This window comes from Streptomyces sp. NPDC111507 (assembly GCF_055638955.1).
Genome location: NZ_JBVKBU010000006.1, coordinates 526,420 through 547,739, shown reverse-complemented (window position 1 = coordinate 547,739; position 21,320 = coordinate 526,420). Strand labels below are relative to the sequence as shown.

The 21,320-nt window shown below is 69.0% G+C and carries 18 protein-coding genes and 3 pseudogenes; 9 read left to right on the top strand and 12 right to left on the bottom strand.

What is annotated here, in order from left to right; genetic code table 11:
- Window positions 1-189 precede the first annotated feature (189 nt).
- Window positions 190-1,635, top strand: coding sequence for an MFS transporter (locus tag ACZ7M2_RS26675; protein WP_471597387.1), 1,446 nt, complete (start codon window positions 190-192; stop codon window positions 1,633-1,635).
- Between the two features lie 177 nt (window positions 1,636-1,812).
- On the opposite strand, the gene ACZ7M2_RS26670 is transcribed toward ACZ7M2_RS26675, so the two are convergent.
- Both ACZ7M2_RS26670 and ACZ7M2_RS26665 read right to left on the bottom strand, forming a co-directional pair.
- Window positions 1,813-3,291, bottom strand: coding sequence for an MFS transporter (locus tag ACZ7M2_RS26670; protein WP_471597386.1), 1,479 nt, complete (start codon window positions 3,289-3,291; stop codon window positions 1,813-1,815).
- Window positions 3,292-4,016: 725 nt separating this feature from the next.
- Window positions 4,017-4,514, bottom strand: a complete 498-nt coding sequence (locus ACZ7M2_RS26665; protein ID WP_471597385.1) for an ATP-binding protein — start codon at window positions 4,512-4,514, stop codon at window positions 4,017-4,019.
- Window positions 4,515-5,932: 1,418 nt separating this feature from the next.
- On the opposite strand from ACZ7M2_RS26665, the gene ACZ7M2_RS26660 reads away from it, so the two are divergent.
- The 3 genes and pseudogenes from ACZ7M2_RS26660 to ACZ7M2_RS26650 all read left to right on the top strand — a co-directional run bounded on the left by ACZ7M2_RS26660 (window position 5,933) and on the right by ACZ7M2_RS26650 (window position 8,036).
- The gene (locus tag ACZ7M2_RS26660; RefSeq protein ID WP_471597384.1) at window positions 5,933-6,517 is read left to right on the top strand and encodes a hypothetical protein; all 585 of its coding nucleotides are present in this window, start codon (window positions 5,933-5,935) and stop codon (window positions 6,515-6,517) included.
- A 165-nt stretch (window positions 6,518-6,682) separates the two neighbouring features.
- On the top strand, window positions 6,683-6,901 hold the full coding sequence (locus ACZ7M2_RS26655; protein ID WP_471597383.1) for a DUF5988 family protein: 219 nt from the start codon (window positions 6,683-6,685) through the stop codon (window positions 6,899-6,901).
- Window positions 6,902-6,967: 66 nt separating this feature from the next.
- Window positions 6,968-8,036, top strand: a pseudogene (locus ACZ7M2_RS26650) (IS630 family transposase).
- A 42-nt stretch (window positions 8,037-8,078) separates the two neighbouring features.
- Here the strand turns inward: ACZ7M2_RS26650 and ACZ7M2_RS26645 are convergent.
- Window positions 8,079-8,570, bottom strand: a complete 492-nt coding sequence (locus ACZ7M2_RS26645; RefSeq protein ID WP_471597382.1) for an SUKH-4 family immunity protein — start codon at window positions 8,568-8,570, stop codon at window positions 8,079-8,081.
- A 577-nt stretch (window positions 8,571-9,147) separates the two neighbouring features.
- On the opposite strand from ACZ7M2_RS26645, the gene ACZ7M2_RS26640 reads away from it, so the two are divergent.
- From ACZ7M2_RS26640 to ACZ7M2_RS26625, 4 genes are all read left to right on the top strand, one after another.
- On the top strand, window positions 9,148-9,894 hold the full coding sequence (locus ACZ7M2_RS26640) for an IPT/TIG domain-containing protein (RefSeq protein WP_471597381.1): 747 nt from the start codon (window positions 9,148-9,150) through the stop codon (window positions 9,892-9,894).
- A gap of 224 nt (window positions 9,895-10,118) precedes the next feature.
- Complete coding sequence (locus tag ACZ7M2_RS26635; RefSeq protein WP_471597380.1) at window positions 10,119-11,141, top strand: IPT/TIG domain-containing protein; 1,023 nt, start codon at window positions 10,119-10,121, stop codon at window positions 11,139-11,141.
- A gap of 136 nt (window positions 11,142-11,277) precedes the next feature.
- Complete coding sequence (locus ACZ7M2_RS26630) at window positions 11,278-11,778, top strand: Ig-like domain-containing protein (protein WP_471597379.1); 501 nt, start codon at window positions 11,278-11,280, stop codon at window positions 11,776-11,778.
- 507 nt (window positions 11,779-12,285) lie between these two features.
- Entirely contained in the window at window positions 12,286-12,981 is a 696-nt protein-coding gene (locus ACZ7M2_RS26625) for an exonuclease/endonuclease/phosphatase family protein (protein ID WP_471597378.1), read from the top strand.
- Here the strand turns inward: ACZ7M2_RS26625 and ACZ7M2_RS26620 are convergent.
- The 6 genes and pseudogenes from ACZ7M2_RS26620 to ACZ7M2_RS26595 form a co-directional block, all read right to left on the bottom strand.
- Window positions 12,982-13,323: pseudogene (locus ACZ7M2_RS26620) on the bottom strand (CHAT domain-containing protein); the annotation flags it as partial.
- A 72-nt stretch (window positions 13,324-13,395) separates the two neighbouring features.
- A complete protein-coding gene (locus ACZ7M2_RS26615; RefSeq protein ID WP_471597377.1) occupies window positions 13,396-14,112 on the bottom strand; it encodes an alpha/beta fold hydrolase in 717 nt (238 codons plus the stop codon).
- A 24-nt stretch (window positions 14,113-14,136) separates the two neighbouring features.
- Complete coding sequence (locus ACZ7M2_RS26610; RefSeq protein WP_471597376.1) at window positions 14,137-14,676, bottom strand: VOC family protein; 540 nt, start codon at window positions 14,674-14,676, stop codon at window positions 14,137-14,139.
- A gap of 137 nt (window positions 14,677-14,813) precedes the next feature.
- The gene (locus ACZ7M2_RS26605; RefSeq protein ID WP_471597375.1) at window positions 14,814-16,148 is read right to left on the bottom strand and encodes a PucR family transcriptional regulator; all 1,335 of its coding nucleotides are present in this window, start codon (window positions 16,146-16,148) and stop codon (window positions 14,814-14,816) included.
- A 38-nt stretch (window positions 16,149-16,186) separates the two neighbouring features.
- Window positions 16,187-17,038, bottom strand: a complete 852-nt coding sequence (locus ACZ7M2_RS26600; RefSeq protein ID WP_471597374.1) for a citryl-CoA lyase — start codon at window positions 17,036-17,038, stop codon at window positions 16,187-16,189.
- A complete protein-coding gene (locus tag ACZ7M2_RS26595; RefSeq protein ID WP_471597373.1) occupies window positions 17,035-18,315 on the bottom strand; it encodes a CaiB/BaiF CoA transferase family protein in 1,281 nt (426 codons plus the stop codon). The genes ACZ7M2_RS26600 and ACZ7M2_RS26595 overlap by 4 nt, the downstream gene beginning before the upstream one ends.
- Before the next feature lie 184 nt (window positions 18,316-18,499).
- Between ACZ7M2_RS26595 and ACZ7M2_RS26590 the strand changes: the two genes are divergently transcribed.
- Complete coding sequence (locus ACZ7M2_RS26590) at window positions 18,500-19,309, top strand: IclR family transcriptional regulator domain-containing protein (RefSeq protein ID WP_471597372.1); 810 nt, start codon at window positions 18,500-18,502, stop codon at window positions 19,307-19,309.
- A gap of 111 nt (window positions 19,310-19,420) precedes the next feature.
- Here the strand turns inward: ACZ7M2_RS26590 and ACZ7M2_RS26585 are convergent.
- The 3 genes and pseudogenes from ACZ7M2_RS26585 to ACZ7M2_RS26575 all read right to left on the bottom strand — a co-directional run.
- Window positions 19,421-19,861, bottom strand: a pseudogene (locus tag ACZ7M2_RS26585) (transposase domain-containing protein); the annotation flags it as partial.
- 95 nt (window positions 19,862-19,956) lie between these two features.
- Entirely contained in the window at window positions 19,957-21,159 is a 1,203-nt protein-coding gene (locus ACZ7M2_RS26580) for an IS4 family transposase (RefSeq protein WP_471597371.1), read from the bottom strand.
- Window positions 21,160-21,173: 14 nt separating this feature from the next.
- A complete protein-coding gene (locus ACZ7M2_RS26575; RefSeq protein WP_471597370.1) occupies window positions 21,174-21,281 on the bottom strand; it encodes a transposase domain-containing protein in 108 nt (35 codons plus the stop codon).
- Window positions 21,282-21,320: the final 39 nt, after the last annotated feature.

Here is a 21,320-nt window from a genome sequence, read left to right as displayed (position 1 = left end):
ATGCGGCGCCACTCCGGGAGTCCCGTCCGGGCGACCTACCGGAAAACGGGCGGCGCTTAACGCACACCGGATACCGTAATCAGGGCGCCCCGGAGTCGCGCCTGCGATGTCCACGAGGCAGAGTGCAAAGAAGGGCACACGGAACGTGGCGGCCCCATACCACCGTCGGGGCTACTCAAGGCAGGTACCGTGAGCCGACTGCGTATCCTCGCCATTCTCGTAGCCGTGCTGCTGCCGTCCTTCATGACCGCCTTGGACAACACCGTCGTCAATGTGACACTGCCTCAGATTCAGGCCGAGCTCGCATTGAGCGAAGCCGACCTCAAATGGGTGGCGGCCATTTACCCTCTCACCCTCGCGAGCCTTCTACTGCTGGGCGGGCATCTGTCGGACACCGTCGGACGGCGTGCCACTCTGTCGCTCGGTGTCGCACTTTTCACCGTCGCATCGGTCGGGTGCAGTGCGGCGCCCTCCGGGATGGCGCTGATCGCCTGCCGGGGGCTGCAGGGAGCGGGCGCTGCGCTGATCCTGCCAGCCTCGCTGGCGGTCCAGTCGCACGATCTGCCAGCTCGCGTGCGCAACGCCGCCTTCAGTGCCACCACTGCCACGTTGGCCTCTGCGCTGGCCTGCGGCCCTGTGGTTTCCGGTGTCATGACGCAACACTTGGGCTGGGAGTCCGTTTTCGCCATGAACCTTCCGCTGGGTTGCGTAAGCCTCCTCGTTGGCTTTGCTGTCCCCCGGCCCAAACCCTCGACCCGTGTCACCTCGCCGGCCTCGGCCACACTCTCGCTCCGCGTGATCGCGTTGGCCTGTTGCTCGCTGGCAGCCCTTGCCTACTGCCTGATCGAAGGACCTGAACAGGGCCTCGACGCCCTTCCTGTCGCCGCGTCAGGGGGCCTCGTCGTCGCATCGGCCGTCGGCCTGTGGCATGAACTGACATCGCGCCGGAACACCGTGCTGCGCCCCCTCTTCCGACAACGCCCTTTCGTCGGCGGAATCATTACCCAACTACTGTGGGGCCTGAGCGTAAGCGGAGTCTATTTCTTCACATCCCGATTTCTACAGAACGGCCTCGGCCTCGCCCCCACGCCGGCCGGACTTACATTCATGCCCGTGGCCCTTTCCCTGATCGTCACCATCCCTTTCATTGCGCGTATGGCGCGCCGCTGGGGAGAAGGCCGCATCTCCGCTGCGGGCCTGCTCCTGGTCGGCCTGGGGTTGCTGATGGTCACGCTGGGCAGTTCAGGAGGAAAGCTCATCGATATTCTTCCCGGACTTTCAGTTCTTGGTTTCGGCTCCGCACTGGCCGTTCCACTAACCACCCGCGCTCTGGAATCCTCACCGAATCACCTTTCCGGAATCGCGGCCGGATTGTTCAGCGCCGCCCGCGAGGCGTCCGGAGTCGTCGGAATCGGCCTGGTGGGCGCCATCGTGTCGTTCGTGGAACATGCCGCAGTCGCCGCCGGGGCCGATAACTCGGGCGCCTTTCTCTCCGGCTACCAAGCCGGTCTGTGTTTCGCCGCGGCGCTGGTCGCGGCGGGAGCTCCCGTCGCGTTGTGGGCGCTGCGCCACCGCAGGAGCACACCGGAAGGCGACAGGGGCGCTTCCGCATGTACCTCGAAGCCAGGACCGTGACGCAGCCCGGTCGGGCAGGAGCCCACCTGGCGGCAGCGGTCGGCATGTGCGTGGGCAGGGATAGGCTGCTGCGGCTGGTCAGAGCCTTGCCCAGGCGCGAAGTCGGCGGCCACGCGGAAGTGCTCGGCGTGGACCGGGGCGCCCCGAACCGTCAGTCCCATTGGCACGGAGCACTCTCTATACCCGCGCCTTCGTCGCCCTGCCCCCCGGCGCAGCCGTGAGCGGCCTCGCGACGTCCTCCAGCGGCCTGCGCTCCGCGTTCACCGCCAGCGCCGCCGCCACCAGCCCCGCCGCACACATCAGCCCCGCCCCGATCTGGAACGCCAGCACCGTGTCCGCCACCTTCCCCGTTCCCGTGAGGTCGGCGAAAAGCAACGGGCCGCTGATACCGCCGGCCGCCGTGCCCAGCGCGTAGAAGAACGCGATCGACATCGCCCGCGTCTCCATCGGGAAGATCTCGGACACCGTGAGGTACGCGCTGGACGCGCCCGCCGACGCGAAGAACAGCACCACGCACCAGCACGCCGTCAGCGTCCCGGCCGACAGCGCGCCCCGGCCGAACAGCCACGCCGTGCCGAAGAGGAGCAGGCCCGAGAGGATGTACGTCGACGAGATCATCACCCTCCTGCCCACCGTGTCGAACAACTTGCCCAGCAGCAGGGGGCCCAGGAAGTTGCCCATCGCGATGACCACGAAGTAGTAGCCCGTGTGGCCGGTCGGCACGTCGAAGAAGGTCGTGAGGATCGCGCCGAAGCCGAAGGTGATCGCGTTGTAGAGGAACGCCTGGCCGATGAAGAGGGAGAAGCCGAGGACGGCCCGGCGCTGGTAGTCGTGGAAGACCGTGCGGGCGATCTCGCGGAACGTGATGCTCCGGCGCTCGTGGAATACCAGCTCGCCCGCCGGTTCGGGGAGCGGCTCGCCCTTCTCGGCCGCCACCCGCCGTTCGATCGACGTGACGATCTCCTCCGCCGCCTCCTCCCGGCCGTGGATCAGCAGCCAGCGCGGGCTCTCCGGGACGTTCCGCCGTACGAGGAGGATGACCAGGCCGAGAACGACACCGAGTGCGAAGGTCAGCCGCCAGCCCACGTTCTTCGGCAGGAAGTCCGTGTTCAGGGCGACGATCGAGAGCAATGAGCCACCGATCGCGCCGACCCAGAAGCTGCCGTTGATGATCAGGTCCACGCGGCCGCGGTAGTGCGCCGGGATCAGCTCGTCGATCGCGGAGTTGATCGCCGCGTACTCGCCGCCGATGCCGAAGCCGGTCAGGAAGCGGAAGACGAAGAACCACCAGGGGGCGAAGGAGATCGAGGTGAGGGCGGTGGCGGTCAGGTACACCGCCAGGGTGATCACGAAGAGCTTCTTGCGGCCGTGGCGGTCGGTCAGGCGGCCCCAGAACAGGGCGCCGATGCAGGCGCCGGCCACATACAGTGCCGCGGCCGTCCCGGTGACCTGGCCGGAGGAGACCGCGAGGCCGCTGCCCGGTTCGGACAGCCGACCGGCGATGTTGCCGACGACCGTGGCCTCGAGGCCGTCCAGGACCCAGACCGTGCCGAGGCCGATGACGATCGTCCAGTGCCAGCGGGACCACGGCAGCCGGTCCAAGCGAGCCGGGATACGGGTGGTGATCGTCCGGCCGCCGTATTCGTCCATGCCCATACCCGTAGCCGTACCCACGCGTGCCTCCCCGACCGGGAGTCCAGGAAAGAAGCACCCGATCGGGTGCCCCACGCAAACGGTCCACCCCCCGGGGGGGCGCGGCCCCGGCCGTCGAAACGGTCCGCCCCAGGCGGGGACCGCCGGTTATCGAAATGCTCCACCACCAGTCGGGTCCCGACCCCCTGGCCATCAAAACAGCGGACGGGCTATCGCAGTTGCTGACCAAGCGGGGGGTGGAGTCTGCCCTCCCCGTTCGCCCCTCGGGCACCGCGCCCCGCGTGGCCAGGTAGCCCCTGCCGATCGTGCAGAGCGAGACAGGCACGGAGTACGACGAAGGGCGCGATGACAGTGCACACCCCCATCGAGACCGTCGACCGCATAGGGGACTTGTGTGAAGCAGAGGCCAGCCCCCAATCGTGATCGTCTTCTCCTTCGCTCAAGAATGTCGGGATGCGGAATGCCATACAGCCCGATGCGCGGCTCTTGGGCTTAAGTCACTGGTATCCGGTATTGAGGCTGGTGGCCGTCCTGCTGGCAGAACTCCCAGCGCACCGGATAGATCCGGCCCCGGGTGGCGCTACTGGACGCGTTCGCCGTCCGGCGGCAGGACGGCCCCGATCCGCAGCACGGCTGCGGATCCGAGTGGATCCCCGACCCGGTCCGCGGGACTCCACGGAATGTCGTCGGCGGGAGCAGGTGTGCGCCGGGGCCCGTGCGGCCCGACACTACGGCTGACTTCCCGTAAGGGAGACGGTGGCCCAGGTCGTACGGGTGCCGTCGTCAGCCACGTGTGTTCCGAGCGCTCGGGCGCAACTGGCGACGATTCCGAGACCGCGACCGAATCCTGAGACATTGTGCCCGTGCTTTCCTGCGGAGATCTTCCCTTGGTCGCGCACCTGAATCCGCAGGTGGGTTCGGTTCATCCGCAGGTTGGTGGTGATGACGGCACTGTCGGTGTGGACGATGGCGTTCGTGGCGAGTTCCGTGGTGACCAGCAGGGTCGTATGGCGGATGCTCTGGTCCGTGAATTGCTGCTGATCCAGCCATAAGCGAGTCAGATACCGGCAGATCGGAACGGCACGGTCCACTGCGGGAAGACGGACGGCGACGGTATGCGATCGGCACCAGATGATGGTCGGCGCCTGTACCGCCGACGTTTCAGGCCATCGCTCGATGTCTTGGGGGGAAAGAACGAGCCGCGCGCACGCACGTGTGGTCAGCATGTCTTGTCTCTCCTGGTGCTGTGTGGGGGGTAGCCGGCAGCAGCGAGAGGCGCCAGAGCCCTCGGTGTCGCGGGCTGGGCGCCGACGTGGTGAGGCGTCTTCGCGTCGGGCAAGAAGAGCGTGCATCTGGGCAGCGACGGCGGTTGCAATGGGCTGTAAGCGCTGGCGAGGCATGGACGGGCTCCTGCCGGATGCACGTCTCTCGATTTCCCACAACTGCTCCCCGCCGGTGACGGCGCGGTGCAGTGACCTTCGGGGTCCGCCTCGCCTCTTACGGTACCGGGGGCCGCCGACTGGTCATACAGGGAACGACGTTCACGGCTGTCTTGAGCCAGCAGCACGCTCCGTCCCAAGGGGATGCAGAAATTACGCGTCAGCCGACGCCGGCCGACGCCGGCTGACGGATCCAACCCCTCTCGCGGGGGGCCCATCGTGGCAGCCCGCCGGTCAGCGGCCGACACGAAGTCGGCGCGCTGAAGCTCGGACGACCACTCCCCCGGAGAGGATGGGCAGCCCACCGTTGGATGCAACCGTTATCCACCCGGTCGGCATATGGCGGCAACACTTGCCTGAAGACCATCACCCGGACGGCCTAACGTAATGTGATGAAATTGTTCGTTGGAGTTGCGCCCCGGGAGTATGGAGATGAGACGGCTTGATCGCGTCGGTCGTGCATTCTGTGTGACAGTAGGGATTCTGTGCATCGAGCCAGGAATCCCGGTAACTCAGTTGTCGACAATGTTCCGACTCCGCAGTTATGTGTCGGCAGTATGTGCAGCGAAGGCTGAGCGATGCGACGTTTTCCGGCCATGGATTTGATCAGACCGGACGGCTCCAGCTCGACCGCGCATCCGATGACGCGCTCCGGATAAAGCGCCGGAGTTCCGCTCGCGCGGCTCGTTGTACAGGCCCGTCCACTGCCGCGAAATCACAGGCACCCTTTCGGATGCACGGCCTGTCCGTCGGTACGGAAACCCCGGCTCTTCCGGCGTCTCCCTGACGTACTGCCGCCTCGGCTGCGTCGGGGTACATGCACACCGGACCGGCCCGCCGGTTCCTCCGCCTCGTCTTTCAACTCGACTGCTGGCAGCGAAGTTGGGCGATTTCCTGCTCGCCGGAGCGAGGGCACACCCGTCAGCACGGTGCACACCTTCGGCCGATTCAATGTCGTCACCGCGTGATGTCCTACTCCGATCAGGTGACGCAGGCGTCGCTGTCTTGATGTGCCGCTCGTCCTTGTCGCATTACTCCGACTACGAACCGGCGGGTTGCCCATCCCTTTCCGGGGATGTGGCTGCTACCCGTCCCGGTCGTCACTCCCAGCACGCGCAGTGCGCGGCGATCAGGTCGAGTTCGCTTTTCCAAGCAGCCAACTCCCGGGCAGTGAGAGACAACCGTTCCCACCGGCGTCGTAGCCAATGAGTGCACACGTCATCCCTTCAAGGGAGTGCCAGCATGTTCCGTTCTCGTCTTGCCACCGCCACCGCCGCCATGGCGGCGGGCGCCATCGTCGGCATCGCCCCTCTGGCCATGGCGGCCCCGCCGCCGCGGCCGTCTCATCCTGTGTCGACGACCTGCAGGCCGCGCAGACGGCCAACAACGCCGCCATCGCGGCCGACACCGCCAGCAATCCCGCAGGCGCACGCACCTACAACCTGGCCACCGCCACATACCTGGCGGCCGCGATGGGCGACTGCCAGGGACAGCCACAGGCGGTGGGGTCCAACATCCTCACGGCCAGCGCGACCAACGCGATCGCCCTCCTGCAGAACCTGCTCGGCAATGTGAGCGCCGCCCTGGGCTCTGAGCAGGCGGCCGCTTCGGCGATGGCGAGTGCCCGGCCCGTCCGGCAGCACACAGATCTTCTTTCCGAAGGTGCATCCGGTGGCGTGTCCAGCGGTCCGGGCTCATGGCATCGGTGCGTCGTCAATTTGTTCACGTCTGGCAGGTCATCATGCCGGTTTCCGCCTTTGTCAATTCTCCGTGCCGGTCCTTCCTCATAGCATCCCGGTGCTTTCTTCCTCCGCCTTCTGCCTTCGCTCACCTGCGAGGGAACGAAGTCGCCGCACGCCGATGGGGGAGTAATTCCGAGCGCCACCGGAAAGGCCGACGGAAAATGACTAGTCGACGGGCAGGTCCCCTGTCGTCCTGCGAAAACGGAGCCGAAAGTGCCGAATTCTGTTCGAGTAATGCTTTCCGAAGGCCCGGACTGGGGCAAGGTTCCCACTATATGGGAAGTCACCTCCCTGGAAACCGAGCCCAAAGTGAAAATCCTGTGCGGCAACGCCTATGAACACTTCGAGTTCTCGGGCTCGTACTCCGTTCACGGGGAGGAACAGTTACCCGTCTACCGCTGGTGCCGTCGCACCTATGTGGACGAATACTGAACTTGATTGGGTGATGTCGGAGCCGTTCGCCTGACGGTGGCTGGTCCGTTCCGGTAGCCCTGGACTGTGAGATACGCACAGGGCGGCGGGCTGACCGACGCCGGGAGGGTCGCGCGGGAGCGGGTTCGGCTGCAGGCCGTGGAACGCTTCGAGGGCGGGCAGAGGAATCAGGAGATCGCTGCCACGCTGCGGGTCAGCGAGCGGTCGGTGGAGCGGTGGCGCAGGCAGTGGCGCGAGCGCGGCGAAGCGGGGGTCCTGTCGAAGGGATCGCCTGGGCGGCCCAGGCTCAGCGAAGCGCAGATCACCAGGCTGGAACGGGAGTTGGAGCGCGGTCCGCTGGTCCACGGCTGGGCGGACCAACGGTGGACGCTGGCGCGGATCAAAACGCTGATCGGCCGACTATTCCATGTGAGCTACACGGTGGAGGGCACCTGGCAGCTGCTGAGGCGGCACGGCTGGTCCTGGCAGCAGCCCGCCGGGCGGGCGATCGAGCGCGATGACGCGGCGGTCGAGGTCTGGAGGAAGGAGACCTGGCCGCTGGTAAGAGCACCGCGGCGGCGTGCAACGGCTGGATCGTCTTCGAGGACAAAGCCGGCCAGTCGAAGTCGATGACGCCGCCGCGAGCCAGAAGCTGGGTCGCAAGGGCTGCACGCCGGTGGTCCGGGTGCGCGGTCGGGGCACGGGCCGGGTATCCATTGCCGGGCTGACCTGCTACAAACCTGGGAAGCGGTCCCGAACGTTCTTCTCAGTCCGCGAGTACCGGGGGCGCAAGGGCGAGCCGAAGGGCATCGGCTGGCGCGACGTACGCGACCTGCTGGTCAGGGCCCACATCCAGCTCGGCGGCCCGATCGTGCTCATGTGGGACAACCTGCGCATGCACCTGGTCGAACCAATGCGCCAGTTCATCGCCGACCACGCCGACTGGCTCACCGTCTTCCAACTTCCCATCTACTCGCCGGACTTGAACCCACAGGAGGGCATCTGGTCGCTGGTCAAGCGCGACATCGGCAACCTCGCCGCGGCTGACCTCGGCCAGATCAACCGTGCCGCCAAGCGCAGGCTCAAGCAGATCCAGTACCGCCCGGACCTGGTCGACGGCTGCCTGAGCGGCGCCGGCCTGATCATGGACGGCTGACCAAGGGCGGAGTTCGCTGCTGGATCACGCATCCCAGTCCGCCTAGTCCCCGATCGCCACGTCGTCGCAGAACGTCTCCCAGAACCCGTTGTCCGCGAGAGCGGTCTCGTCGATGCCGGAGATGAGATCGCGAAGCTCTTCCGCCACCTCCTCGTACCTGTCCTCGACGCCGTCCGCGTAGAACGGGAAGCGTGCGATCACCGCGGCCACGCATCGGCTGAATGAGTCGAGATCGCTGTTCATGTGACGGGCCTTCGCCGAGTCGATCGTGGGAATCTGCACCACGTGACCAGTGGCAACGTCGACGGCGATGCGTCCGAACAGGCCAGTCGTCGCGATGGCGACCAGCCCCCGCTCACCGATCCCCGCGAGGAACACCGGCTCACTCAGCGGCCGGTACTCGTACCCGATCAACCCGGCCGGGATGCCGACCTCACCGAGATCGACAGCGCCCTGGGCGGGCGCCTCGGGTGGAGCCTCGACGCGGATCAAGACGAACTCGGGCTTCGGCAACTGCGGCAGGGGCTGGCTCACGGGGAGATCTTCTCCCGAAGGACTGCCCCGGCAACACCCGCAGGCCCGTGAGACGGGCGCCTTGCGTCGGGCGGCCGGGTTCCGACATCACCCATTCAAGTTCAGTAGCACCCCCGGATCGACAGGCGCCGACCCGCTTCTCGGTCCCATGAACCTCAACTTCCCCTGCACTTCGCGGATTTCACGCTCGGAAGGCAGGGAGGCGCGTACGCCGGTGGCATGACTTGGTGGCTTGTGGCTGCGCGCTCGACCACATGGGTGACAGTCGCACGGGTGCCTTGCCCGTGGTTCGCTCGTATGGCGTACTTGAGGCAGTGAACCGGTGGGCCGCCCATCCCACAACCGGGAGATCGCGGTAAGGGCGGTGCCCGCCGGTCTTTCCTTGTAGACGCAGGGATCTCCCCCCGATGGGGGCGCCGACCGAGCAGCAAGACCCTCCCGTGCACACCTTCCGGGGATCGCCGCTGCCTCAGCACACGCTTCGCCGCCGGTGCGTCGGTGTACCGCCGTCGGCTGGGTGTTCCGGTTCAGCTCAGTTCACTCCTCTGTCCCTGCTCTACCAGTTAGGAGTCTGTCCATGCCCATTTCTCCGAATCAGGGATCCACTGGCGGTGGCACGTTGGTGACCATCACCGGTACGAACCTGTCCGGCACCACCGCAGTCACGTTCGGCACCAAACCGGCGACCAATGTCACCAATGTCTCGGCGACCCAGGTCACGGCCGTGTCGCCCTCGGGCAGCGGTGAGGTCGGGGTGACCGTGAAGACTGCGGGCGGCACGAGCAACCCCGTGCCGTTCTACTACATCGGCGCTCCGTTCAAGTCGTCCCTCACTCCGACCTCGGGTCCGCAGGCCGGCGGCAACACGGTCACCATCAACGGTGTGGGACTGGCGACCGCGACCAGTGTGGCCTTCGGCACGGCGACCGCCACGCCGACGGTCGTCTCGGACACCCAGATCACCGCCGTGGTGCCGACGGGCACGGCGGCAGGTCCCGTCGGGGTGAGCGTGACCACCGCGGGAGGAACCAACAACGGGCTGTCCTACACGTACATCGCCGTCCCCACCGTCACCTCCGTCGCCCCGTCCTCCGGGCCGACCTCCGGCGGTACCGGTGTGACGATCACCGGTACCAACCTCGACTCCACCGAATCGGTCACTTTCGACGGCGTCGTGGCACCGTTCTCCGTGGTGAGCTCCACCACGCTGTCGGCGGTGACTCCGCCGGGTACCGCGGGTGCGGTGGACGTGGTGGTGACCAACCCTGCCGGCACCGCGACGGACACCGGCGCCTTCACCTACGTGGCATCCCCCGGCATCTGACCGCCGTCCACGCTGCCGCCCGGTCCATCACCGGGCGGCACTGCCGCGCTCCGGCGCAGACGGGGGAACCGAACGTTTTGTCAGAACGGCCGTCCTTCCACATCGGTCCAGGGCACCCGCACTGACATCACCCGCCCGCGCCCCAGCCGCAATTGGTCACCCCCGCCCGTACCCACATCCGCGCAGTTGCCGGGCTCTGCCCAGGCTGCCCTAGGAGCACCCTCATGCCTCCCACACTCAGCGCCATCAATCCCCCCCAAGGGCCCACGACCGGGGGTACCACCGTCACCCTCACCGGCTCCGGACTCACCGGGGCGACCGCCGTGCGGTTCGGCAGCACGCCCGCCGCCTCCTACACGGTCAACTCGGCCACTCAGATCACCGCGGTCAGCCCGGCCGGAACCGCGGGCGCCGTGGCAGTGACGGTCATCAGCCCGACCGGCACCAGCAACGCGGTGACCTTCACCTATGTCACGGCTGTCGTACCGGTGATCAACAGTTTGGCGCCCAACAGCGGTCCGACATCGGGCGGCACCAGCGTCACCATCACCGGGACCGGGTTCACCGGCGCCACGGCGGTCAACTTCGCCGGAACGCCGGCGGCGTCGTTCACGGTCACCTCAGGCAGCCAGATCACCGCCGTCACTCCTCCCGGCAGCCCCGGCGGTGCCGCGGTGACGGTCACCGCGCCGGGGGGCACCAGCTCGACTTCCGCGAACGCCTACTTCTTCTACGCCGCGCCTCCGGTGCTGAACGCCGCGAACCCTGACCAGGGCTCGACCGCCGGGGGGACGCTGGTCACGTTGAGTGGAAACAGCCTGCTCAATGCCAGCGCCGTCATCTTCGGCTCCACGAACGCGACCTCCTTCACGGTCGTGTCGGCGACACAGATCACGGTCACAACGCCACCCGGCACGGGCAGTTCACCGATCACGGTGATCACGCCGGGTGGCACGAGCAACCCGATCGGCTTCGCCTACGTCGCCCCGCCCACCCTGACCAGTCTGGTACCCAGCAGTGGCCCGACATCCGCGGGCATGGTGGTCACCCTCACCGGCGCAAATCTGGCCACCGCCACCTCGGTCGCCTTCGGCACCGCGGCAGTCGCCTTCACTGTGGTCTCCAACACCCAGATCACGGCCGTTGCGCCCGTCGGGGCCGCAGGGCCGGTCACGGTCACTGTCACCACAGTGGCCGGCACCAGCGCCAGCCTGACATACACCCGTGTCGCCACGCCCAGCATCTGACGCCTGCGCGGGCTGCTGACCCAACCGGGTTGCTCGTGCTCGTGCCGTACCCGCACCAGGCATGGGCGACCGTAGCGTAAAGATCCACAGCGCTACGACCCTGCGGACCCGTTTGTCGACACAAGGAGCCGAACCAGTGAGTATCCCAACGCGGAGAGGGAAACTAGCCATCGCAACGGCGTTGGCCGCCGTGCTCGGGTTGGCCACGCCCGCCGAGGCCGTGACATCCGGCACCACCGTCGTGGCGATGCCGCAGTCCCCCACAATGGGCACACCGGTGCAGCTGACAGCGACGGTGACCTGCACCGGTGATCCCAGCGGCGGTCTGGGGATGACGTTCTTCGACGGCAGCAACCTGCTCAACACCGTGCCCGTGGCGGCCGACGGCCAGGCCATCTACACCACCACCTTCAGCACCGTCGGCACGCACACCATCACCGCGGCGTACAACGGCAATGGCACGTGCGACGCCTCCAACGGCACCACGACCGTCCAGGTCACGACCACCCCCACCCAGCCCCCTGGACTCTGCCTGGTCGCCTGCGGCGGGTTGATCGGCTTCAACGTCGGCGACATCAACAACACCTTCATCATCTCATCGCGCAAGCATGGGCACTCGGCACCGCACATGCGGTAGGCCGTGGGCACATTGCGGCAAGTCCCTGGCGCCGGCGACCTGTGCACCCGGAATGCGACCACGCGCTTCCCGCGCGCCAAAGGTCCGTACCGGCCGTGGGGCCCGCAGCCCGGGATGTCCCTCCGGTGCTCGTCGTGCGAGCCCCGGGCACCGGAGGACGTCGCCGCCACGGAGACACCGCCAGTCGTCCCCTCTTCACCACCAGGACCACCGAACCTCGTCCGAACCCCCTGCCTCACCTTTCCATCCTGGTTCCTCGTCGATCACGCTCGGACGTCAGGTCACCTGCGCACCCGCAGGACCTACGGTCCATGCGGGCACGGGCCGAACCCTGACCGCACCTGGGCGACTTCGGTCCAAGCCTTGCCCTCCAGGCACTCGCTCCCGCATTCGCTCGCTGACCGTGACATCAGACGATCAGCACGTCCTGCGCGCCGCGGTTCTTCAGTTCCGCCAGCCAGTTCATATGCCAGATGGCATGCGAGCCAACGACCCTCCGACTGGTACATGGTCTTCCTGCAGACCAACTACCGGGCCCAGCCTGGCCGGCCGGGAGGCCGGGCGAACACCATCGTGATGTCGACCACCGCGGTCGAGGAGGCCATGGTGGTGGACAGCCCGTTCGGCCCCACCGCGGGCCGACCCGCCATCGGCATCCGTCAGAGGAACCACTGGTACTTCAGCTACCACTCGCTGACCGGCGGTGGCGGCGACGCGGTCGCCATGCCGACCGCGACCGGAAGAGCCGTCGAGAACGCCCAGCCAGCGGGCGTGCGGTACGACTGGACGGTGGGCGCCGACTTCAACACCCGGCCCGACACCCTGTCCGGCCCGCAGCCCTTCGCGCACATCCCGACGCCGGACAACCCGCAGCCCCCGCTGCAACCCCCCGCGCCGGCCCCCATCCTTCCTCGCATCGTGGCCAGTGGTCAGCCCACCCACCGGAGCCCGAACGGGCAACGGGAGGAACTCGACTTCGCCGTAACGACCATCAATCACGGCAGCTTCCAGACGAGGGTGCTGGAGAACCGGGGCAGCTCCGACCACGACCCGGTCTTCATGGACACCGTCCCCGCCCGGACGTCCACCCAGCCGCCGCAGGTATCCCCGTCGGTGGTCGGTGCGCGGATGCCGGTGACAGCTACCGACGCAGCTGGCCGAGTCGGCTGCGGATCAACCTCCGATACGACGGAGTGCGCGTAATCAGGCGCCCGCGTGGACGTGTGCGGCCCACACCGACGGCAGGTTCGGATACTTCGTCCTGAGCTGCCTGACCGTGCGATGGACCGCCGCCGACGCGCACAACGCACCGGATCGATCCGCGATCAACTCGCCGTAGATCTGCTGACTGAAGGCTGGTGCCACGGCGTCGTCGACGCGCCAGAGCGTGCCGGCTACCTGGGAGAACCCGGCTATCTGAGAAGCCGCCAACGGGTGGATCGCCTCGTCGGACAGTCGCGCGGTGGTGCGGGCCGTGTCGCAGGCCGACAGGAACGCGAACTCCGCGTTCCGCAGGCGCAGCCGGGAAAGGTCCAGCACCCGAAACGGCGCGCGGTCGCGGCGACGGCGTCGAGGCCGCGGCGTGGACCGCCGGCCAGGGAGTGCGGGGCGGGAAGTTCACCGAGGCTCCGAGCGCGGGCGGGTGGTGGTCCGGATGCGTCCGGTGGCCTGCCGCACGAGGATCTCGCTGAGCTCATCCGGCGCGGAGAAGAAGGGCGAGTGGTCGCAGTCCAGGGCTTCCTGTTCCTCGGCCCGCCCGGCGCAGGCCTGTTGGGCGTCCACCCGGACGGTGCGGTCCCGCAGGCACACCACATAGAGGCTGGGGACCGAGCACCAGGCCGGATCGGCGACCGGCCGCCCGGGCACCCGGCTCCACATCGGCCGCCATCGGCGGGCCGCGGCCTCGGCCAGGACGGGCGGCGACCCGGAGTACAGCACCTCGCGGGCGGCCGGTGTGAGGGTGACGGCCCCGTCCTCGCGGACGGACCAGCTCGCGCGGAAACCGGGGTGGTTCCACTGCGGGGTGAGCTCGGCCGGGGAGCGGCCGGGAAGCGGCATGCGGGCGGCGACGAACACCAGACGGTCGGCCGCGTGCCCGCCGGCCGAGACTGGCAGCCCGCCGTAGCTGTGCCCGGCCAGGACAACCGGACCGTGCGTCCGCGTCTCGGCGACGGCGGCACGCACGGCCTCGGTGTCGGCCTCGTACGAGGAGAGCGGCAGGTCGATGGCGTGGGCTCGGACCCCGGCCCGGTCCAGCCGTTCCAGGACCGGGTTCCAGCACCAGCCGTCGTGGTTGGCGCCGTGCACGAGCACCACTGTCGGCGAGCCGTTCACGGCAGGCCTCCCTCCGCGGCCCGTTCAGCGCCAGTCGTTGTTGCTGTGGTGGTCGCCCTCGAGCCAGGACTTCAGCTCCGCGCGGGCGGAGGCCCGGCGCGCGTCGGCCGAGTCCTCGACGCCCGGGGCGTCCAGGGTGAACTCCAGCAGCAGGCCATTGGGGTCCTCGGTGTAGAGCGAGCGGCAGTAGCCGTGTTCGAGCACATAGGTCTGCTCCGGCTTCCACCCTGCGGCCTTCAGCCGTGCGGTGATCGCGTCCTGGATCTCCTCACTGACCTTCAACGCGATGTGCTGGAACGGGGAGTGCGGCATCTCGGGGCCGAACTGCTCCTGGTCCGCCTTGTCGACGAACTGGAAGAAGGCGAGCGCGCCGCCGTCGCCGAGACCATAGAAGGTGTGGCAGTAGGTGCGCACCGCGCCGAACAGTTCGTCGCTCTCCTTCCAGGTCGCGACCAGCGGCAGCCCGATGATCTCCTCGTAGAACGCGCGGGTTGCCTCCTGGTCCTTGGTGACATGGGCGGTGTGGTGCAGACGCGAGGGAAGGGCGGCCGGAGTGTCGGTCATGGTTGGCTCCGCAGGTGGTGTCGGTCCGTTTCCCAGCAGTGAACACCCCGTCACGCGGGGGTTTCTCGGGCTGGACGACCAAGCCGGACGCCCTGGTTTGGGCTGTTGGACCAGTCGGTCGGACCGGTCGCGACGGGTCAGCGGCGGCGCGGGGGCGCCGGCTCGTCGCGCAGCACGGCCGACCCCACCTCGTGAGCCACCGTCAGCGCGGCGTGCACCTCCAGGTGGCGGTCGGCGACGTCGTGCCCGAGCAGCTGCTCGGCCCGCCTGACCCGGTAGGTGACCGTGTTCCGGGCGACGTGCATCCGCGCGGCCGCGGTGCGCAAACTGCGCTCGGCCTGGAGGTAGTGGCGCAGGGTCTCGCGCAGTTCCTCGGCGTGCGGGGTGTCGGCGGCCAGCGGCCCGAGCTCCCGCTGGACGAAGCGCCGAGCCCGGTCCAGGTCGTCGGTCAGCAGGGACACCACCTCGACGTCCCGGTAGTGGGTGGCGGGGGATCGGGACCGGCTGCTCAGCCGGGTGATCCGCTCGGCCATGACGGCCTCCTCATGACTTCGGCGGAAGCCGTCGAGCCCTCCTTCCGGCGATCCGCATGCGATCCGTACGGAGGGGTGCCCGGCGAAGGACTCGGGCAGCTGTTCCTGTGCCTGGGCGGCGCGGGCTCCCCAGGCCCACAGGCCGGTGCGGCCGATCGGCACCACCAGGGTCGCCGCGCAATACCTGCCCCTCAAGAACTCCAGGGCAGCACGCTGGAGTTCGGCCGCGTCGACGGCCCCGGCCGGATGGGACCAGGCCGTCAGGGCCAGATGCTCACGGCGCAGGTCGTACTCGAGGGTCCGGCTCGCGGCCGTGATGTCGACCGGGAGCCGGCCGAGGATCGAGCGGACCGTCTCCTCCCGCGCCGCCGCGCTGCTGGTGACCCAGCGGTCGCGCTCGGCCAGGTACTCCTCGGCCATGCCGGAGGAGAAGCCGTCGATGAACTCGAACAGGGTCTCCGAGACCCGTTTCATCTGCGCCGACCGGTGCGCCTCCGCGACCGTCGCCTCGCAGGCGGCCAGGAAGGCCCCGGCCATCGCGGCATGACCGAGGTGGATCCCCCGCAGTACTTTGTCCAGCGGCACCCCGCGCCGTACGAAGTCGCGGTCGCCCGTCAGCGCCTCGTCGGTGAGCGGACTGGTGCCGCCGTCGCCGACCAGGGTCACCAGCGCGCGCAGCGCGACCGACTCGGTGCCCATCCGCAGGGTCTCGAACGGTCCGTCGCCGCCGCCCAGTTCGGGGACGGCAGCCACCACAGCGGTGGCCATCGAGTGGCCGACCTCGACCGCCCAGGCGACCGCGCCGGGGCCCACTGCGGCCGTCGCCTCGGCGAGGACGGCGGGCCCGCTGGCCGGGTCGAGCGCTTTTCCGTCCCGGGTGGGCCGGAGCCTTCGGGGCCAGGCCCGGGCCGCCTCGGTCCCGCCGTCGGATCCGGTCACAACTGCCACTCCCACCTCTCCGGTCGTGTGCGTAGGGCTCAGGCGTCCGGCTCGGTGCGGGTGGCCTCAGGGGAAACGTAACGGGCGTTGCGGTCCACAGCCATGTACACGTCGTTGGCGACGGGCCTGCGCAGTTCCTCGGCGAGGTGCCCGAGCAGGCCCGCGGCGCGGGCCAGCAGGGCGAAGCCGCGCAGCAGCTCCACGGGCAGGCCGAGGTCGGCGAGCGCCGCCCCGCAGACTCCGGCCCCGTTCAGCGGCAGCCGGCGGCCCAGGGCCTCCGGGTGAACCCGGCCGACGGCTTCGAAGAGGCGCAGGTGGGGGCCGCGCAGTTGCTCCTCCTCGGCGATGGCGATGATCACCGGGGTGCGTGGGTCCTGTTCCCTGTGCACGGGGTGGCCCAGGCCCGGGATGATCCGGCGCTCGGCGCGGTGGCGGCCGACGGCCCGGCGGGCCACCTCGTCGAACTCCTCGTCGGTGCGAGGGGTCTGTTCGGCGGCGGCGAGCACCCCGGCGAGGAAGCGGCCGGTGTCCTCGGTGACGCCCAGGAAGCGGGACCCGCCCCCGAGCAGTCCGGCCGCGAGCGCTCCCTGGATCGCGTCGGGGGCGCTGAGGAAGGTGAGCCGGGCGGCGATGGCGGTCGGGGTGAACCCGTGGTCGGCGAGGGCGACCAGCACGGACTCGAAGACCCGGCTCTCCCCGGCCGTCGGACGGCGCAGCGTTGCCAGCCAGAAGGCGAGCTCGCCGAAGCCGACCTTGCCCAGCAGGTCCTGGGAGAGATCCTGGCCCAGGAGGCGGATGGTGGTCGGGTCGGAGGTGCCCAGCGAGGTCGGAAAGTCCAGCGCCGCTCGTTCGGGGAAGGAAACGGGCGCGGGAACGGGGGCGGCGGTCATCGGTCGGCTCCTTGTACTTCGTGGGTGTCGTGGCCCGCGTGGCTGCCGCCGCTCGCGCGGGTGTCCTGCCGTGGCGCGGCCAGCCAGGCCTTGATCTCGTCGGTGTGCTCGCCCAGGGAAGGCGGCGGCAGCAGATGGCGGGGCGGGGTCGCCGAGAAGGAGATCGGGTTTCGAATCACCGGGACGGCCGCGTCTCCCTCGCCCACCCGCACCACCGGGTCCAGGCCGAGATCGCGGGCGAGTTCCACGCCTCCGGCGACGGTGTTGATGGGACCGCAGGCCACGCCGGCCCGCGAGAGGATCCGGAACCAGTCGTCGGCCGGCTTCAGCGCCAGTCGGCCGACCAGCAGCGGCCGCAGCAGCTCCCGGTTGGCGGTTCGGTCCTCGGTGCGGCGGAAGCGGTCGTCGTCCGCCAGCTCGGGCACGCCGAGCGCGCCGCAGAGCCGGCGGAACTGGCCGTCGTTCCCAGCGGTGACGATGAGTTCCTTGTCCGCGGTGGGCAGTGGCTCGTACGGGAACAGGCTGGGATGGGCATTGCCCATCCGGGTGGGCACCACGCCCCCCGCGACATAGGCGGAGGTGTGGTTGACCAGGGCGGACAGCGCCGAGGAGAGCAGGTTGACCTCGACATGCTGGCCCTGGCCGGTGGCGGTGCGGTGGTGCACGGCGGTAAGAATGCCGATGGTGGCGTGCAGACCGGCCATCACGTCGAAGACCGAGATGCCGGCCCGGTAGCCGGGGCCAGCGGGGTCCCCGGTCAGGCTCATCAGGCCGGAGACGGCCTGCACGATCAGGTCGTAGCCGGGCAGACCGGCTCCCCCTTCGGTGCCGAAACCGCTGATGGAGCAGTAGACGACGGAGTCGTTGCGGCCGCGCACACTGTCGTAGTCCAGGCCGAAACGGCGCAGGCCACCGGGCTTGAAGTTCTCGATGACCACGTCGGCGCGGGCGGCCAGCTCCTGCGCGGCTGCGAGGTCATCGGCGTCCTCGAAGTCCAGCACCACCGAACGCTTGTTGCGGTTGACTGCCAGGTAGTACGTCGAGACCTCCTCCCGGACCGGCGGCTTCCAGCTGCGCGTGTCGTCCCCGCCGGGACCCTCCACCTTGATCACGGTGGCGCCGAGGTCCGCGAGCAGCATCGTGCTGTACGGGCCGGCCAGGACCCGGGAGAAGTCGGCGATCACCAGCCCCTCCAGTGGTCGCGCCGGGCCCGCGGCCTGCTCGGCGGCCACCTGCCGGTCGCTCTCCTGCTGCGGATGCCTGGACGGCTCGGACATGGTCACTCCTTCTGTCCACGAGCTTCGTCCGCTGTACGGACACTCGTCCGCTAGATCCTGCGCGCGCTCTCCATCTCATGTCAAGGCGCTCTCTTCGCCCCGCGACCAGCAACGATCGCCCGTCCGCTGCACGGACAACGGCGGCTATCCTGCACAGGAGCTTTTAAGCGAGAGGAGGCCCGAAATGCCACGTGAGGGAACCGGTCCCGACTTCATCGAGGCGCTGGCACGGGGCCTCGAGGTGATCGCGGCGTTCCGGCCGCACCGTCCGGCGATGACACTCGCCGAGGTGGCCGCCGCCACCGGGCTGGCACGCCCCACCGCCCGGCGCATCCTGCTCACCCTGGAGGAGCTCGGCTACGTGCGAGCCGCCGAACGCGGCTACTCGCTGACCCCCCGGGTGCTCGAACTCGGCATGGCCTACGTGCACTCCATGGGCCTGTGGGAGGTGGCCCGGCCGCACCTGGAGCGGCTGGTGGCCCGCACCGGCGAGTCCTGCTCGATCGCCCAGCTCGACGGCTCGGACATCGTCTACGTGGCCCGGGTGTCGGTCCCGAAGATCGTGTCCCTGGCGGTGCAGATCGGCACCCGCTTCCCCGCGCTGGCCACCTCGCTGGGAAAGGTGCAGCTCGCGGCGCTTGCGCCGGACGAACTCGAGGCGGCACTGGCCCAACCGACCCGCTCCGGGCTCGTCCCGCGGTGGCAGCCCGGCCGTGCCGAACGCGACACCGAACTGAGGGACGTCCGGGCCCGCGGGTGGGCGCTGACCGACGAACAGCTCACCCTGGGCATCAGGTCGGTGGCGGCGCCGCTGCGGGACGGGGCGGGGCGGGTGGTCGCCGGGATCAACGTCAACTGCCACGCCGCCGAGACCACGGTGCAGCGCCTGGTCGACCACCACCTGCCGCTCCTGCTGCAGACGGCCGGCGACATCAGCGCCGACTTCGCCCGACTCCAGGACGTGCCGCACGCCACCGCCTCCGCCGCGCGCTGAGCGGGCAGCCCTGGACGTCAGGCGGACATCTGTCCGTGATGCGGGCGGCGGCTCCAGGAGCCCGGCACGCGGCCGCATACGCGACAGGCCCGGGTCGGCGGCTTCGTCCCGCTTGATCGAGCTGCAGCCGCCGAAGGAGACCATCCGGAACGGCCCGAACCGCACTCCGGGAGTCACCGGCAGGGCGAGCGGGCCGGCCAGGGTCTCGAACACGCGCTTCATGGGTTCTGCACCGAGCCGTCTGCGCAGGTCACGCAAGGCTTTCGCAGTTGACTCGGCGACCTCGATCCCGACGCCCGTAAGGGCCGCGGTCAGCTTGTGCCAGACCAGCCGGTAGCCGACTTCCGGGAACAGGCACATCGCGAGAAGGAAGTAGACCCCGACCCGCGAGGGCAGATCCCGTAACCGGCGCTGCATGCAACAGGTTTCATCCAGAACGGCATCGACGAGGTCGAACGGTATGACCTGCGTCAACTCGCCCAGATGACCGGGCGCGAACCGGCCCTCGGCCACGGTGAACTCACGGGTGACCCTCGCCAGAGCGGGTGGCAGGGCACAATGACGCGTGGGCAACGGGGCTCCTCAACGGCCGGAAGTCTTGGCGGACTACCTGACCAACGCGGCCCCTTTACCCCAAGACCGGGAAGTTAGGGCGGGTTGGTCAGGGTGATCGTGGTGGTCACGGCCGTCTTGTGGCCGACGCTGCCCTTGGTCTTGTTGTAGGCGTAGGGCGACAGGGTCCGTTTGACGCAGCGTGGGCTGGTGCGGGATCGGCGGCGTGTGGGTGCGAGGTTTCGGGCCTGGACCAGGACTGCATGCAGGAGGGTCGGCCCTGCGGTGCTGGCGTTGATCACTGTCAGTCGGACGGTGTGCAGGGCGATGGTCAACGACAGCCGGTCCGGATCGAGGCCGGCGGTGGTGGCGGCTTCGGTGATGGCCCGGCGGCTGGCCTGGTAGAGGACCAGCAGGGCGAACAGCTCCTGCTCGACGCCCTCCACGGTGCGTGATCGCAGCACGCGGTCCGGCCCGCGCAGGGTCACCTTCAGGTCGTAGTAGGCGCTCTCGATCTCCCAACGCTGATGGTAGAGGGAGGCCAGTTCCGAAGCCGGGTGCCTGTGCGGATCGAGCAGGCTGGTGACCAGCCGGACCGTGCTGGTGCGGGCCGAGCCGTCGGCCGCGGTGACAGTGACCTGGTAGCTGATCACCCGCAGGGTCAGTGCCGTCAGGTTCGCGGGCATCGGTCCATGGCGGCCCCGGCGCATCCAGCGGGTCAGCCGGTCGCCGGAACGCCGGTCGGTGATCACGGTCAGATGAGTGCCGTCGGACAGCGGCCGGATCACCGGCAGCAGGCGCCCGGACTGCACCCTCCAGAGGACGTCCGCGCCGGTCGCGCAGGCATCCCGCAGGGCTTCGAAACCGTCATAGCCGCGGTCGGCCAGCAGCAGCATCCCCGGCCGCAGCGATGCCAGCAGAGCCCGGGCCTGCGGGAGTTCGGTGTATTGCTGCGGCCCGAAGACCGCATCGACCAGGGCCCGGGTGCCGCACTCCACCAGCGCGGTCAGCCGGACCTGCGGATACCCGGCCGGACGGGTGGTGCGGGCCGCATGCCGGGAGAAACAGGCCACGTTCGCCGGACTGTCCGGCACTTCCAGACAGGTTCCGTCCCAGGCCACCAGCCGCAGATCCCGCCAGAACACCCCCGGCGTCGCCGTCGTGCCGACCGGTCCACGCAGCCGGTCGAACAGCAACGCCAGCGGTTTGGCTCCCAGCCGACGACGAGCCTGACGAAGTGCCGCCGCGGACGGGTCCGCCACCACCGTGCGGGCCAGCCGGCCGTCAGCGCACTCCACACACGCCGGTACCCTCAGTCCCCGAACAGCCCCATGGCCAGCACGAAGTAGACCACCACCCGGGCAGGCAGCAATCGCACCCGTTGTTCACGCCGCCCTGCCGCATCCAGGACCTCATCCACCAACACCGGTGGTATCCACCGCGTCAGCGCCCCTAAATG

What these genes read in the sequence shown, in the direction of transcription:
- ACZ7M2_RS26660 (WP_471597384.1), top strand. Translation starts at nt 5,933, where the DNA reads ATGAGTGCACACGTCATCCCTTCAAGGGAGTGCCAGCATGTTCCGTTC.
- ACZ7M2_RS26610 (WP_471597376.1), bottom strand. Translation starts at nt 14,676, where the DNA reads ATGACCGACACTCCGGCCGCCCTTCCCTCGCGTCTGCACCACACCGCC.
- ACZ7M2_RS26640 (WP_471597381.1), top strand. Translation starts at nt 9,148, where the DNA reads ATGCCCATTTCTCCGAATCAGGGATCCACTGGCGGTGGCACGTTGGTG.
- ACZ7M2_RS26590 (WP_471597372.1), top strand. Translation starts at nt 18,500, where the DNA reads ATGCCACGTGAGGGAACCGGTCCCGACTTCATCGAGGCGCTGGCACGG.
- ACZ7M2_RS26625 (WP_471597378.1), top strand. Translation starts at nt 12,286, where the DNA reads ATGGTCTTCCTGCAGACCAACTACCGGGCCCAGCCTGGCCGGCCGGGA.
- ACZ7M2_RS26665 (WP_471597385.1), bottom strand. Translation starts at nt 4,514, where the DNA reads ATGCTGACCACACGTGCGTGCGCGCGGCTCGTTCTTTCCCCCCAAGAC.
- ACZ7M2_RS26600 (WP_471597374.1), bottom strand. Translation starts at nt 17,038, where the DNA reads ATGACCGCCGCCCCCGTTCCCGCGCCCGTTTCCTTCCCCGAACGAGCG.
- ACZ7M2_RS26670 (WP_471597386.1), bottom strand. Translation starts at nt 3,291, where the DNA reads ATGGGCATGGACGAATACGGCGGCCGGACGATCACCACCCGTATCCCG.
- ACZ7M2_RS26635 (WP_471597380.1), top strand. Translation starts at nt 10,119, where the DNA reads ATGCCTCCCACACTCAGCGCCATCAATCCCCCCCAAGGGCCCACGACC.
- ACZ7M2_RS26595 (WP_471597373.1), bottom strand. Translation starts at nt 18,315, where the DNA reads ATGTCCGAGCCGTCCAGGCATCCGCAGCAGGAGAGCGACCGGCAGGTG.